This is a genomic window from Flavobacterium piscis (assembly GCF_031457575.1).
GTDB classification, from domain to species: domain Bacteria; phylum Bacteroidota; class Bacteroidia; order Flavobacteriales; family Flavobacteriaceae; genus Flavobacterium; species Flavobacterium piscis_A.
Genome location: NZ_JAVDWQ010000004.1, coordinates 59,237 through 74,317, shown reverse-complemented (window position 1 = coordinate 74,317; position 15,081 = coordinate 59,237). Strand labels below are relative to the sequence as shown.

Here is a 15,081-nt window from a genome sequence, read left to right as displayed (position 1 = left end):
AAAAATATTTTAACCACAAATTACACAAATTAGCGCTAATTAATTTGTGAAAATTTGTGTAATTTGTGGCTAATAAATAAGTACTGCAACCTTGCAGACTTTCAGTCTGCCAACCAAACCTCTGCACTTTCAGTGCAGAGGTTTGGTTATTTTGAAGCATGGTCAATTGAAATTTCCTGTCCGGACCATATTTTCTTTTGTGTCCATGGCTGGTAAGCATTACTCCAAAACGGGTCTGTTGCCGGTAAACCCAAAACCAAAAATGCTTCTGAACACAAATATAAACTTCCTGTTGAAATATACCCTTCGCCAATATTATTCTGATGTCCGTAAAACCCAATTTGAAGCCAGCCGTTTTTATCGAAAGTTCCCTTTGCCTTAATTTGGTTATGAATCATGACATACAAGGCCGAGCGTACCTGTGCAGGAGTTACTTCTTTTGGCAGTTCTTTCCAAAGTGCAATTTGAGATAATAACTGGAAAGCACCAAAACGATAGGCCAACGATCTTCCAATTGGCGGATAAGTTCCATCAGGAGATATGAGTCTTTCCTGAACTGCAGCGTAGCGTCTGGCTCTTTTTAACTCTGTGTCATAATCAGTTTTGTAGTCGTTATTTTTTTCTTTGAGCACATTTAAAATGTCTAATAGCATCGGATGAATCACAAAACTATTGTAATAATCCCAATGAAAATCAGGGCCGTCACCATAAGTACCATCACCTAAATACCATTTTTTATGTTCTTCCAAAGCATAATCCAGTCGTTTATTATCCGGATCTTTATCAAATTTAATTATGGCTGCTTCTACCATTCCTGCAAAAAGCAGCCAATTGCTACGATAAGGCTCAATTTTTCTGGATGATTTTAATGCTTTAATCACGTTTTCTTTTGTAGCTGAGTCCAATGGTTCCCAAAGTTGTTTTGGCGCGCGAAGCAAAGCCTGAGCAAAAAAAGCGGCATCTACCAAAGGTTGTCTGTCATTTACAAAATTCATAAAATCCGGGCTGTTCGGATCAGTTGCATTATGAATACACTTTTGGGCTAAATCAATATATTTCGCCCTTAATTTTCCTTCCGGAGTTTCGTTTGAACCTAATTCCAGCCAGGGCGCCATTCCGGAAAGCAATCTTCCAAAAGCCTCTAAATACGTCACATGTTTTCTGTCGTCCCAGGCTCCTGGTGATTTTTCTACCGGCATCAGCTGTTTCAATTGATTTTTGCTTAACGCATCTAATACAGGATCTCCAATTTTAACTAAAGAAGCCACAAAAAATTCACGCACTTTTTTAGGCGGATCTTTTTCAGGTTTTTTCAATTGTGATTGTACACTACTAATAGCTGCAAAATAAATTATCCCTGCTAAAACAACCTTTCTCAAATAATTATTCATAGTTTTTTATTTATTGGTCTCAGATATAGTTTAAAACTATGTACTTTAGTACATTTTGCTTTAGCTTCTAAAAATATTTTAGCCACAAATTGCACAAATTTACACAAATTAAATTAGCGCTAATTTGTGTAATTTGTGGTTAACAAATAAGTGCTACTACCTTGCAGACTTTCAGTCTGCCAACATAATCCTATGGACTTTCAGTCCATAGTGGTTTAGTTTTTAGTCTCAGCCTATAATCAGGTTGATTTCCAAAAACTCTCATTCAATATATATTTATTGTCCTTTACGTTTTGGTACTTCTTCCTGAACTCTGAAGGATTTAAATTATAAAATTGCTGAAAATGTTTCCTGAAATATTTAATATCGCCAAAACCGGCAATTGAAGCGGCTTCACTTATTTGTAAATCGGTAGTGATTAACAAGGTGGCTACTTTTCGTAATCGTACATTTCGCGTAAACTCAGAAACCGATTTACCCGTAATTTTTTTAATTTTTTTATAAACTAATGAATAGCTCATTCCTAAGTGAAATGCTAAATCATGTACATTAAAATTTTCCACATCTAAATTGGCATCAATCACATCGACTATTTTATCAATCAGTTTTTTATCCTCATCTGATAATTTTAGACTTGCCGTATTTTTTGTAACTGAATTAAGCATGTAATTTTGTTCACTCTCCCGTCGGGCAAATATTCCGCTAATTCGGGCTAATAGATACTCATTATCAAATGGTTTTGTAATGTAATCATCCGCCCCTACTTCGGCACCTTTCAGCTTTACCTCTTCCGAAGTTCCTCCTGTAAGCAATATTACAGGTATATGCTTTAACTCTTCATCTGTTTTTATATGCTTGCAAAAGGCTACCCCGTTCATTTCTCCCATTACCACATCCGAAATAACTAAATCGGGCTGTACTTTTTTTATTATGCCTAAAGCTGCTTCGGCACTTTCAGCCACAGTAATATGATATTTTGGAGTTAATATTCGCTTTAAATAATTCCTTATCTGAGCATTATCATCTACTACTAAAATACTTTTTGCATCCTTTATTAAATCATTGCCATTTTCAGGCGTTTCAATTGTTTCTAATATATTTTCCTGTATTACTGTATCCTCTAAAGCTTCTTCTAAAAATAAGGTCCTGTCGCTTAAATCTTCCCGAATTTCTATGTCTCCAAAATGCTCTTTTCCAAGAGGCAATCTAATTTCAAAAATGGCTCCACCGTTTTCATTATCGCGGCAGCTTACTTCTCCATGATGCTGGGTAACAAACTGTTTGACCAGATAAAGACCGATACCAAATCCTTTTCGGTTGTTTTTGATATTATTATTGGACTGATAAAACAAATTAAATATTTTGTCTTTATCAGCATCCAAAACCCCTTCTCCGTTATCCATAACATTTATAATAACTTCATTATCTGAGCATCGCAAACTGACCACAACCTTTCCATTTTCTTTTTCGGTAAATTTTAAAGCATTCGAAATCAAGTTAAACAGAGCCATTTCTATTTTTTCCCGATCTACATAAACGAATAGCTTTTCTTCGGAAATGCTAAAACTGTAATCTATTTTTTTTGTTTTGGCATGATGCACAAAACAGCTGAATACCTCTTTACCAAGTTCTACAATATCGATTTGTCCAACTTTAAGTTTTCCGGTTTCTGTTTCTGTTTTCCTAAAAAGAAGCAGCTGGTCAACCAAGCTCAGTAATCTTCTTGAATTGCTGTACACCATTTCTATCGCACCGGGATCTATTTGCTGGTCAGTACCGTAGATTATATCTTTTAGAGGATTAATAATCATGGTTAAAGGCGACCTGAACTCATGAGAAATATTAGTAAAAAAGGTTAATTTTTTCTCATTCAGTTCTTTCTCCTGTTTTGCCAGGTCCTGAGAAAGTTTTACTTCATATTTAAGGTGTGCCTGCTGACGCTGGTATTTATCCACTAAATAAATAATAAAAGCGATAAACAGTGCATATGATAAATAAGCCCAACCACTTCTGTACCATGGCGGCAATATCGTAATAGGCAAGGAAATCGTTTTGGTGTTCCAAACCCCTTCAGCATTAGTAGATTTAATTTTCAACACATAATCTCCTTCTGTTAATCTGGAGTAATTGGCACTTCTGATATTATCAACATAATGCCATTGCGAATCCCATCCGTCCAAAAAATAGGCATACGATATTTTTTCAGGCAAACTGTACTCTAAAGCTGCAAAGTCGATATTCAGCATCGATTCATCATAGGGTAATTTTAGTTTATCAATTCCAAAAGAAGCTAAACCCGAATGATCAAAAACTTTATTATTTACTTTTATAGACGTTATTATCAATTTTGGAAAGTCGTGAATCTGACTATTCATTTCGGTATCAATGATATTAAACCCTTTAATTCCTCCAAAAATTATTTCTCCTGTAGAAAGTTTCAATGCGGCATTATAATTAAACTGATTGCTCTGAAGCCCGTCAGTATCATAATAACTTGTGATTTTACCACTATCTGCATTATATACAAATATCCCGTTATAGGTACTGCACCAGTAAGCTCCCTGATTGTCCTGAACAACATTTAAAACTGAATTATTTGGAAGCCCGTTGTTCTGGGTCAGGAATCTTGCCTTTAAAGTTTGTGGATTAAAAAACATTAAACCTCCTCCTTCGGTGCCTACAATCATTTTTGTTGCAGAATGAGAAACAATAGATCTTACAGGATATTTTACATAAATCTCTTTCCGTTTCATTGTTTTTGGATTGAGTTGAAACAATTTTGTAAAATTCCCTATCCAGAGATTTCCATTTTTATCTTCTGCAATTGTAATGATTCCCCTGATTTTTGCATCAACAAAATCAAATTTATCATTTGTTTCATTATAACGATACAATCCTTCTTCATCCGGAGAAGCTGCCCATAATACATTATTTTTGGCACGAAATAAAACCCAGGCATTCTTTTGAATTAGATTTAATTTGGGATTAAAAAGATTGTATTTTTTAAAATTATGAGTCTCGGAATTAAGAAAATTAACCCCTCCGCCATAGGTTGCAAACCAGGTTCCTTTTTTGTCTTTTACAATTGCCGAAACAAAATTATTAGATAGAGTATTAGGGTTATTTGAATTGTAAGAATAATTTGCAAATGTATTATTCTTTCTGTTCCACAAGCTTGCACCTCCGCCATCTGTTCCTATCCAAAGATGATTACTGTCATGCTCTGAAAATGAGAGAATGAAATCACTGGGTAAGGTATTCTTTATTTTTTCATTTTTCGAAACTGTGGTAAAAGGACTTTTTCTTTCTTCAATCTTATTAACACCTCCTCTTAAAGTTCCAATCCAAACCCGATTAACATTATCTAAACATAAGGATGAAATTGCATTACTATTGAGTTTTTCTTCATTCAAACTTTCACCTAATAAGGAAAAAGTATCCGAAGCATACTTGTATTTCACTATCCCATTACCATTTGTAGCAATCCAAAGTTCTTTTTTATCGGGTTTACACATCAAATCAGAAACAGGATATCGAATTTTCTGATTAGCATAAACATGATGCGTTTTGTTTATGGTATTGTATTTTAATAAGCCTTCTTCAATTCCTACCCAAACATTTGAAAATTTATCACATAAAACACAGCCTCCACCCATAACATCAGAAAACACTACAGAAAGTTTTTTTGACGATGCTTCCATAGTTACAAGACCAACCCCCGAAACAAAACACCACAATTTACCGGATCGATCAAAATCCATTCCCTCAACATGGTAATCCCATCGCAATTTTCCTTTTACATAAAGCGGAATCTGAATGATTTTTTCTTGTTTTCCTGCACAATAAAGCAAACCACTGCCAGCAGTAGCTATGTACATATTTGATTTATAATCCCTGATTTCGTTAATAACAAAATCTATTGGCTCACTCTTAGAAGTTTTGGCATTTATATAATACTTTGTATTAAAGCGGTTGCTCAAATAATCATAAATGCTAATTCCTCCTTTTGTACCAATCCAAATTTCATTTTGAGTACCACAAACACTTACAATCCTATTATTAATCAGCGAATTAGCATCATTAGGATCATTTCTGAAATTTAAAAAATTATATCCATCATATCTGCTTATTCCGTCATAAGTTCCAAACCACATTAAACCCCGCTTGTCTTTGTAAACAGAGGTAACAGCATTATTAGCCAGTCCGTTTTTAATGCCAATGTAGCCAATGTCATATTTTTCCTTCTCATAATTTGGAATAGAAGTCCCTGCTGCTTGTGGTTTAGCAGTAAAATAAACTAAAAGCATTAAAAATAACAGAATTCTATTTTTCAAAATATATAGTGCTTGGAGTCAATTATAACCCATTGAGTGTAATTCAAAATAAGTGTCAGGCTGAGCGGTGTCGAAGCCCTTTGTATATAAAAAGCCTTCGACACCGCTCACTATGACATTGATTTCTAAAAGTATAAAGATAATTTACTCAAATTTATACTTTTTGATGTATGTTTTTATCAAATAATAACAATTGAACCACATATTATTTTAATAAAAAAATATCTGTTCTTTAATCTCTTAAATTAGAAAAAACCTATGAAAAATATCATAGGTTTCCTCAAACACAAAACCACTAACTTACTTAACCAATGAAATTATATAAGAATAAGAATATTTCTTATCCAGTAATCGATAAGGATCATGAGGAGGCCTTCCCCAGCTATCGTCACCACCAACACCTCTTTGCTTATAATCTAAATGAAGATAAACTGCTTCTTTTGAATCTAAGTCCAAATCTGACGGATGACGCTGTGACTTGTTTTTCCCGGGATCCAAATCTTCAGTAGAAATATTTAATGCACTAAAACCAATCGGCTGTTGTCCTTCAATTTTTAAACCTTGTCCGTTAGCATTTTTTAAAGTCAGCCAGCGAACATCTGTTTTATAACCTGATTCCTGTGGACGGATATAAGTTCTCGTATACTGATTTAGTACCTTGTCTGAATATTGCCCGAGAAAAGAAGCTGTATTTCTATCTGAATAATTCTCCCAGGGCCCTCTTCCGTAATAACCCAAATTATCATAAGTCCCATTTAGTTTTAAACGCATTCCAAAACGTGGCAGTTCAGGGAGATCTTTCCCAGTTAAATCAATAGCTGCAGTGATTTTTATCGATCCATTGTTTTGAATCAGATAATCAACAGTGTAAGGAACATCTGCCTGTGCTAACTTATAAGCCACTTTTATAAGCAAACCTTCCGAAATATTTTTATCCAGATTAACACTTACAACAGTTGGATTATTTGATGCTTCTTTCCAAACCACTAATTTATTTTGCATCCCGTTACCAAAATCATTATCTGTTGGAGCGCGCCAGAAATAAGGTTCCGGAAAATTGGTAAAAATAGTATTTGCTCCATTTTTCAGCATGTATTTCAGAATTTCACCTTTTTGCAAATCAAATTCTCCTGTACTATTTTCTGTTTCAAAAGAAAGCAGATTATTTTTCGCTGAATACTTTAATTTTGAACTCGTTTTTGCAATGTTGCTGTTTTTAAAATAAGAACCTTTTCCTATTGCAAATTGCTCTCTGGCAAATTCATGCCCTTTTTCAACCAAAGGAGCATCGTATTTTGAAACCGCAAAAACATTTAAAAAATATTCTGAATTCTCATCAATCGAACCTAAGTCTAAATTCACCTTTTTACTTTCTTCGGGATTTGCGTCTAAACTAAATTCTCCCGACTTTACTTTTTCTCCATTTTTAATCAATTCCCATTTAAAAGTGTAATTAGAAAGATTGGTAAAATTAAAGTGATTGGTTACCACTAAATCAGTTTTATTATTAAACTGAAATTCAATATTTTGATATACCTTTTTAACCTCAGAAAGACCCGGATGCGGAATTCGATTAGCACTCACTAAACCATTAGCACAGAAGTTTTCATCATTTTGCAATTTTTCTCCTCCTAAATCTCCTCCGTAAGCCCAAAATGTAACTCCTTTTTCATTCTCAGTTTTTATTCCCTGGTCAACCCAGTCCCAGATAAACCCGCCCTGCATGCGTTTACTGCTATTGATGATATCCCAGTATTCCTGAAAATTACCATTACTGTTTCCCATGGCATGTGAATATTCACACATAATATATGGGCGGTTTTTATCAGAACTTGCGTAATCTTTCATGCTTTTAATACCCGGATACATAGGTGCTACAATATCTGTATTTCTGTTCTCTCCTGCCTGTTCAAACTGAACCGGACGTGTTGAATCTGTTTGTTTTAGCCAATCGTAGGCATCATAAAAAACCGGACCATTTCCACATTCATTTCCTAAAGACCAGATTATAATCGAAGGATGATTTTTATCTATTGCAAACATTCTTTTGATGCGGTCCAAATGCGCTGGTGCCCATTCAGGCAAATATGCCGGGTGTATTGTTTTATCAAATCGGCCTTGCAGTTCTGCTCCCATTCCGTGTGTTTCGATATTGGCTTCATCAACAACATAAAAACCATATTCATCACATAAATCATAAATATGGGCATCATGAGGGTAATGGCTCATCCTAATCGCATTAATATTATGCTCCTTCATTAACTGAAGATCTTTCATGGTTGTCGCTTCAACAGGAACATGGCCTTTGACGTCATCATGTTCATGAATATTAACACCTTTTACCAAAACGGCTTTGCCGTTAACAAATAATTGAGCGTCTTTTATTTCTACTTTTCTAAAGCCTGTTTTTTTAGAAATAATTTCCAGAACTTTTCCTTTATCATTCAGTAATGTAATGGTATATCGGTACGAATTTGGTGTTTCGGCATTCCATTGTTTTACATTGTCAATTGTTTTTGCAAAACTGATTTTTTCCTCCTTTGCATTTACTTTTTTACTTTCAGAGAAAACAACTTTCCCTTCTTTGTCAAACAATTCAACCTTGACAACCGGGTTTTTAATTTTATTATTTTCAAAATATTTTAAAGTCACATCCAGATTAAAGATTCCATTTTTGTATTGATTGTCTAATTCGCTTTTTACAAAATAATCCCAAATAGTAGTTTTGGGCATTGCCTGCAAATAAACATCGCGCTCGATACCGCTTAATCTCCAAAAATCCTGGTCTTCTAAATAACTCCCGTCATGCCAGCGAAATACCTGCACTGCAATCAAATTCTCTCCTTTTTTTAAAAAAGAAGTAATATTAAACTCGGCAGGCGTTTTAGATGCCTTTGTCATACCTACTTCTTTTCCATTCAGGAATACTCTGGCATAACCTGAAATAGAACCAAAATGCAGTATGATTTCTTTGTCTTTCCAGGAATCGGCTACAGTAAAAATACGTCTGTAACTCCCAACCGGATTATAATCGCCACCTATGAATGGAGGGTTTTTAGGGAATGGATATGTAATATTTGTATAAATAGGAATATCATAACCTTGTATCTCCCAATTAGAAGGCACCTGAATGTTTTTCCAATCGCTATCATTCCATTCTGTTTTGTAAAAATCTATTGATCTTTGTGATGGATTTTTAACAATATTGAATTTCCAGTTACCATTTAGACTTTGATATAATTCTGATTTTTGAGGATTGTTGCCTTTCAGTTCCGCTTCGTTACCAAATAAGAGAAAGGAGCTCCTGCCCGCTTCTTTTCCTCTGTCTAAAATTTGAGGGTTTTCCCATTCATTACTTTGGGCGAAATTATTTTGCAGACTCAAAAACAAAGCAAGTGCTAATACAATTTTTTTCATTTAAATATTTTTACAAAATCAGATTTTAAAATTTACTGTTCACAAATTTAGGTAACGTTCTATAAGACAAGAGGGGTATTACAGTAAAATAAAAGGGGTATATTAGTAATAACAACACAATACACCTTAATAAAAAGTTAAAATGTACATTATTGCACCCTTCAAATTGAAATAAGGCATATTATAAACGAGTCCTGATTTTTTATGCAAGCCAACTTCGATATTGTACTCGTTTCATGATTTGTAAAATATTTCTCTATATTAGCTAGATAATAATCAATGGCCTATATGGCACAAAGCCAACTAATAAAGGGGTGGATTTGTTTGATTTTTATCATACATATGAATAAGTTATAGCCAATAGCTAGACAACGACCCTACTAAAAATCAACAGTCCGAATAATGACATTAAAAGACACTTTTTCAACATACACTTTAACATCTGGACAAAATGGGCTTCTTGACGAGTTGGAAAAATTCCTTTCTGACAACTCTACTTCTTTTCTATTGAAAGGTTATGCAGGAACAGGTAAAACTTTTATGATGAAAGGGCTTACCGACTTTCTGACTGAAACCAAAAGAAGCTTTAGAATAGCGGCACCAACAGGACGAGCTGCAAAAGTGATTTCGCAAAAAACCAAGCGTAAAGCTTATACTATCCATAAAACGATTTATTCAAGTAAAGACCTAAAAGAGTTCAAAGTAAAAGACGAAGACGGAACTGAAACTTTTAAATTTTACTATGAACTCAAACACAATGAAGATCTGAATAATACAATCTACATTGTTGATGAGGCTTCAATGCTATCAAATGTTTATTCGGAGGGCGAATTTTTTAGATTTGGTTCAGGTTACCTACTCAAAGACTTGATTAATTATATCAACTTTGATAATAATGACCACAATAAGAAAATAATATTTATTGGAGATAATGCACAGTTACCACCTGTAAATATGAACTTTTCGCCAGCACTTGATGGAAAATATTTGCAGGAACACTGCAATCTTGTTTCAAGTGAATTTGAACTTACAGAAGTTGTAAGGCAAAAAGCCGAAAGCGGAATATTGCACAATGCAACCAAAATACGACAAGCATTAAAAACAAACATCTTCAATCAACTTGATATTGAAATCAATTTTAAGGACATAAGCAAAACGAAACACGAAGACTTATTATCAAAGTATCTTGAAGCCTGTAACAACACAATTGACGAGGAAACAATAATTGTTGCATATTCAAACTCGTCAGTAAAAGAATATAACGATTTTGTCAGAAATCATTTTTTTCCAAGCCAAATTACAATAACAGTAAGCGATAAAATAATTTTAGTTAGCAATAATTACAATTATCCGCAAATGGAACTTTTAAATGGCGATTTTGGAATTGTCAACGAAGTAGCGCCAACAAATGAAAGCCGAACAATAAAATTAAAACGTAAAAACAGAAGAAACGAAACGATTGAAGTCAGCGTTCCGCTGACTTTCCGTAACGTTACAATTACATTTACAGATGAAGATTTTAAGAAACACCAGATTGAATGTAAAATCATAGAAAACTTGCTTTACTCACATCAAAAAGATTTGAGTTCAGATGAATTAAAGGCACTTTACATTGATTTCAAAATCCGAAATGACAAACTAAAATCGGGAACAAAAGAATTTAGAGACGCAATAAGAAGTGATGTTTATTTCAATGCTCTACGCATAAAATTTGGCTATGCCGTTACTTGCCACAAAGCACAAGGCGGAGAATGGGCAAATACTTTTTTGAATTGCAAAACTTCAATGGGCTATTTCAATTCAAGTTATTTCCGTTGGCTTTACACAGGAATTACAAGGGCAAAAGAAAATCTTTATACACTTGATGAACCACATTTTACAATTGGGAGTAATCTACAACCGCCTAAAATCGTAAACTTTCAACCACGAGAAGATATTCTTATTCTAAATACAGAGATTTCAGAAATTGAATTGCCATTTGATTTTTCAAATCAAAACGCTTTTGTAAAACGTATTTATCTAACAGTAAGTGAATGCCTAAAAGATGAAAACGTAAACATCAGCGACATTCGACATACAAGTTATTTAGAACATTACACGGTTTCTCAAGGAAATGAAACGGCTATTTTCAAAATCTCTTATAACGGACAAAATAAAATTACAGCCATACAAAAGCCTGCAAACTCAACGGAATTTATAGAGAGTGTTTACACGGAACTTGTTAAACTACAAAACAAAATAATAATATTGGCGGAAGTTGAAATAGAAGAAACAGAATTTGAATTTGAGCAAGAATTTTTAAGGCAACATTACGAGTTGAGAAAGAGACAAATGTTTGAGAAGAACATTAGCATTATAAAAATTGAGCATCACAACTATCAAGAAGTATATACATTCCAGAAAAATGGTTTGAAAGCAGTTTATCGCTTTTACTATAATGGGCAATATAGATTTACAAGATTTGATATAGACAGAAATCAAACAACTGGTTTAGTTGACGAAATCAATGAACTTCTTTAAAACAAAGTAAGCTTATGACTTTATTTGAATTTAGCCAACAAATTGCTACTTTAAAAAAGGAAAAGAAATTTCCAGAAGCACTTTCGTATTTCAGAGAAAATAAAAACAGTTTCACAAAAGAGCAAATAGCAAACAATCTATATATCATTTCTGATATGATTTCTTGTTTGAGACACGCAAATCATTTAGATGCAGGTTTTCAATTTTTGAGCATTTATGGTATTGAAATAAATTCTGACCAAAAAGAAAGAATTTTAAGTGCTTACGGTTGGTTGCTTTGGGCAAAGTATAAAGCTGAAAATGGAATTAATGGACATTTAGCAACCGAAGAAGATTTTTTTGACGAGGACGATGAAGAAATTGGCAATCAGAATTTCAATTTAGATAAAAGTGAATTGCTTGTAAATGTTGAAACTTTAATTCCTATTCTAAATTCGCTAAACAACGATTTCACAAAGACACTATCATCTAATCTTTTTTCAATTGTTTTAAAATCAGAAAAGAAAAAACCAGCACCAAATTGGAAATTAGTAAATGAGTTTTGCAACAAAATAGGCAACGAAAACCTTTCAAAAGAATGTTCAACTATTCAAGTCGAAAGAAAAGGTCAATTAAAAGATATGGAATTGGCTTCTGATTTTGAGAATTGGTATGCTTACAAAACAAAAGCATTAACAAAAATAGGCGAATGGCAAGAATGTTTAGATTTATCCAAAGAAGCTCTTGAAAAAATTGAAAATTTCCATTACTCAAATGATGCCTGGTTTTCAAGACGTGTTGCAATAGCTAAAAAAAATCTTGGTAATACAGAAGATACAATTCAAGAACTTGAAACAATACTAAAAAAGAAACGTGAATGGTTTATTCAAAAAGAATTAGCTGAATTATATCTTGAAAAAGGAAACAGTGATTTAGCGTTTAAAATGGCTATAAATGCAATAAATAATTTTGGTCCTTTAGAGTTTAAAGTTGATTTGTTGTACTTGATTGGAAAAATCCTTAAACAGCAAGACAAATTAGATTTATCATTCAAGCATTTTACACTTTCAAAATTAGTTAGACAATCAGAAGAATGGAAATTACCTAAAAAGCTATTTGAAGAATTAAGAGGTTTTACGTTTACAGAAGTTCCACTTACAGAATTAAAAGAATTAAAAAAAGAACTTCAAAAGTATTGGGATACTTTCAAACCACAGCAGACAAAAACGTCTGACAAAATAACGACAGACAAAAACTTTGAAGGCGAAATTGTTAGAATATTGCACGACAACGAACGTGGAAAAGTTGGCTTCATAAAAAGTAATGGAAAAGAATATTATTTTTCGGTAAATCCAAACTATCATTCAATTTCCGAAATTTCAGTCGGAACAAAAGTGCAATTTGAAATTTTACCACCAAAAGACGACAAAAAGGAACAGACAAGAATAAAAAAAATATTAACGTAAAAGCTACTGGCTATAACAGCAGTTTGGCAAAATGGCGGGTTCAGTACTAAATTGAACATTCGGTTTTCTAATAAACATTAGTGCTTAATTGAAAGTAAATACCTCTAAATTCGCCACTTAGTCAAGCTGCAAAACGTTAGTGACAAGTGAACCAAAATTGGATAAATAAAAAAATACTATGAATGATATTTGGCATTTTTTGCGAGAATTTGAAAGCAAAGATTTAGTAAAAAGACACATTAAAAAAAAGTTTGGATACGAGCTAAATTCATCTAAAGCTTTTGAAATAACATCTGCATTTAGACAAGGTAGAAGTTATTTTGAGTCTGCAAAAAAATCGGATATTTCAGTAAAACCATTATTGCAATATTATGGAATAGTTGCATTAAGTAGAGGTTTAATTTTAATTCTAAATAGCAAATCAAGAGAAAACAATATTATACCATCACATGGTTTAAAAATTAAAAATTGGAGTGATATTTCTGCTTCTGGAAAGTTAGAAGACATTATTCTAAAAACATCTTCAGGCACTTTTAGGGAATTAATTTCTTCGACAAAAAACATATCTTATTTCCGAGCTGGAAGCAGTGCAATTAACTGGCATTCAGAATATTTTATTCCTACAGAAGAATTTGAATTTAATTTTAAAGAATTATCTTATTCATTTCCAGACTTAAAAAAATCTGTTGAATCGTGGTTAGGGAACGATATTCCAACAAAACAACTGAAAGCATTAAAGCACATAGAAAATAAAACTTTAATCGAAATTGAAGGATTAGAAAATGTAGATGAAATTTTTCCAGAAATTCTTTTTAAAAATCAAACAATAACTAAAACTTCAAATTCCACCAAAATAACATTTGAATGTCCTGCACCACCACACTTAACTCAAAAATGGGTTAGTTCATTTGGCGTAATTGGTGATCCATATGTAATCCCTCCTTTTGAAAATTTGATTTTTTTAAACGATATTTCTAAAATGTTTGCCGTATCCTTTATTTTTGGAACAATTTCAAGATATTACCCAACAACTTGGAACAATATTACTAATGGTATTAAAGACGATAGAGTACTACCATTTGCAATAAACTTAATGGACTTCCTTGGAGAAAAATATCCTCAAATAATTATGGACTTTATAAGCTCACCATATAAGTTCGAAGAAAAATAAGTACCACCCACTAACAGCTACTAAAACGAATTTAGGGCAATTAGCTTAATGGGAAGTTGGTTTTGTATTTGAGATTACTTGGCTAATCCCAAAAAATAGGATTAATTTAATCCCAAACCCGCTGTAGTACCGGAACTAGGGCATAACTAAAAAAACCATAGAAATGAACAAACCATTAATTGCACTTCTCTTTACTTTCTTTTTTTCTAATATATATTCGCAAGAAAATTATAATACTCTACCAGCTACGAAAAATAATTGTCCAATAATACTTATTGAAAAAAACATTATTGCAAATGAAACTATTATAGCAAAAAATAAAACAATGATAATTGAAATGAGTGTTTTAAAAGATAAACCAAATCGAAAAGAACACAAATTTTATAACTTAAGTCAAAATGGAATTCTCTTTGTAACCTTAAATAAAAAAATTGCTTTTAAAACACAGTCTGAACTAAATAAGTTTTTTGGAATTAGCAAAAAGAATAATGTCTATGTAAATGGCTACTTACTTGAAAGTTCCGATTATAAAATTGCAACACAAAGTATTTTAGAAATAGAATTAGTTCAGCCTAATTCCGAAAATAAATTAGAAGGTACAGCAATTAATATTTGGACTTTGAATAAAGAAGAAAGAACAAAAGATTGCAATAAAAGACAACTTTAGCTTAAGAATTATTTTTTTGCAAATAGAGTAATTTTTAGCAAAACTATTCGTAAAATAGAAAACCCTAATATCAATCATTTCCTAAAAGAAAATAAGGCGTGGGAAACAATTGGGAACGGAAAATGTTTGCACATAT

At 32.7% G+C, this 15,081-nt stretch carries 7 protein-coding genes; 4 read left to right on the top strand and 3 right to left on the bottom strand.

Going from position 1 to position 15,081, the window contains the following annotated elements; genetic code table 11:
* Positions 1-146 precede the first annotated feature (146 nt).
* The 3 genes from J2W48_RS07380 to lacZ all read right to left on the bottom strand — a co-directional run bounded on the left by J2W48_RS07380 (position 147) and on the right by lacZ (position 9,142).
* The gene (locus J2W48_RS07380; protein ID WP_310279921.1) at positions 147-1,391 is read right to left on the bottom strand and encodes a DUF2264 domain-containing protein; all 1,245 of its coding nucleotides are present in this window, start codon (positions 1,389-1,391) and stop codon (positions 147-149) included.
* A gap of 239 nt (positions 1,392-1,630) precedes the next feature.
* On the bottom strand, positions 1,631-5,725 hold the full coding sequence (locus J2W48_RS07375) for a hybrid sensor histidine kinase/response regulator transcription factor (protein ID WP_310279919.1): 4,095 nt from the start codon (positions 5,723-5,725) through the stop codon (positions 1,631-1,633).
* Positions 5,726-6,025: 300 nt separating this feature from the next.
* The gene (gene lacZ / locus J2W48_RS07370) at positions 6,026-9,142 is read right to left on the bottom strand and encodes a beta-galactosidase, LacZ type (protein ID WP_310279917.1); all 3,117 of its coding nucleotides are present in this window, start codon (positions 9,140-9,142) and stop codon (positions 6,026-6,028) included.
* Positions 9,143-9,544: 402 nt separating this feature from the next.
* Between lacZ and J2W48_RS07365 the strand changes: the two genes are divergently transcribed.
* The 4 genes from J2W48_RS07365 to J2W48_RS07350 all read left to right on the top strand — a co-directional run bounded on the left by J2W48_RS07365 (position 9,545) and on the right by J2W48_RS07350 (position 14,945).
* Complete coding sequence (locus J2W48_RS07365) at positions 9,545-11,662, top strand: ATP-dependent DNA helicase (protein ID WP_310279915.1); 2,118 nt, start codon at positions 9,545-9,547, stop codon at positions 11,660-11,662.
* A gap of 14 nt (positions 11,663-11,676) precedes the next feature.
* On the top strand, positions 11,677-13,107 hold the full coding sequence (locus J2W48_RS07360; RefSeq protein ID WP_310279913.1) for a hypothetical protein: 1,431 nt from the start codon (positions 11,677-11,679) through the stop codon (positions 13,105-13,107).
* A 178-nt stretch (positions 13,108-13,285) separates the two neighbouring features.
* Positions 13,286-14,278 (top strand): YaaC family protein, encoded by a 993-nt coding sequence (locus J2W48_RS07355; protein ID WP_310279911.1) that lies wholly within the window; start codon positions 13,286-13,288, stop codon positions 14,276-14,278.
* A 163-nt stretch (positions 14,279-14,441) separates the two neighbouring features.
* Positions 14,442-14,945, top strand: a complete 504-nt coding sequence (locus J2W48_RS07350) for a hypothetical protein (RefSeq protein ID WP_310279909.1) — start codon at positions 14,442-14,444, stop codon at positions 14,943-14,945.
* Positions 14,946-15,081 lie beyond the last annotated feature (136 nt).

What these genes read in the sequence shown, in the direction of transcription:
- J2W48_RS07380 (WP_310279921.1), bottom strand. Translation starts at nt 1,391, where the DNA reads ATGAATAATTATTTGAGAAAGGTTGTTTTAGCAGGGATAATTTATTTT.
- lacZ (WP_310279917.1), bottom strand. Translation starts at nt 9,142, where the DNA reads ATGAAAAAAATTGTATTAGCACTTGCTTTGTTTTTGAGTCTGCAAAAT.
- J2W48_RS07365 (WP_310279915.1), top strand. Translation starts at nt 9,545, where the DNA reads ATGACATTAAAAGACACTTTTTCAACATACACTTTAACATCTGGACAA.
- J2W48_RS07360 (WP_310279913.1), top strand. Translation starts at nt 11,677, where the DNA reads ATGACTTTATTTGAATTTAGCCAACAAATTGCTACTTTAAAAAAGGAA.
- J2W48_RS07355 (WP_310279911.1), top strand. Translation starts at nt 13,286, where the DNA reads ATGAATGATATTTGGCATTTTTTGCGAGAATTTGAAAGCAAAGATTTA.
- J2W48_RS07350 (WP_310279909.1), top strand. Translation starts at nt 14,442, where the DNA reads ATGAACAAACCATTAATTGCACTTCTCTTTACTTTCTTTTTTTCTAAT.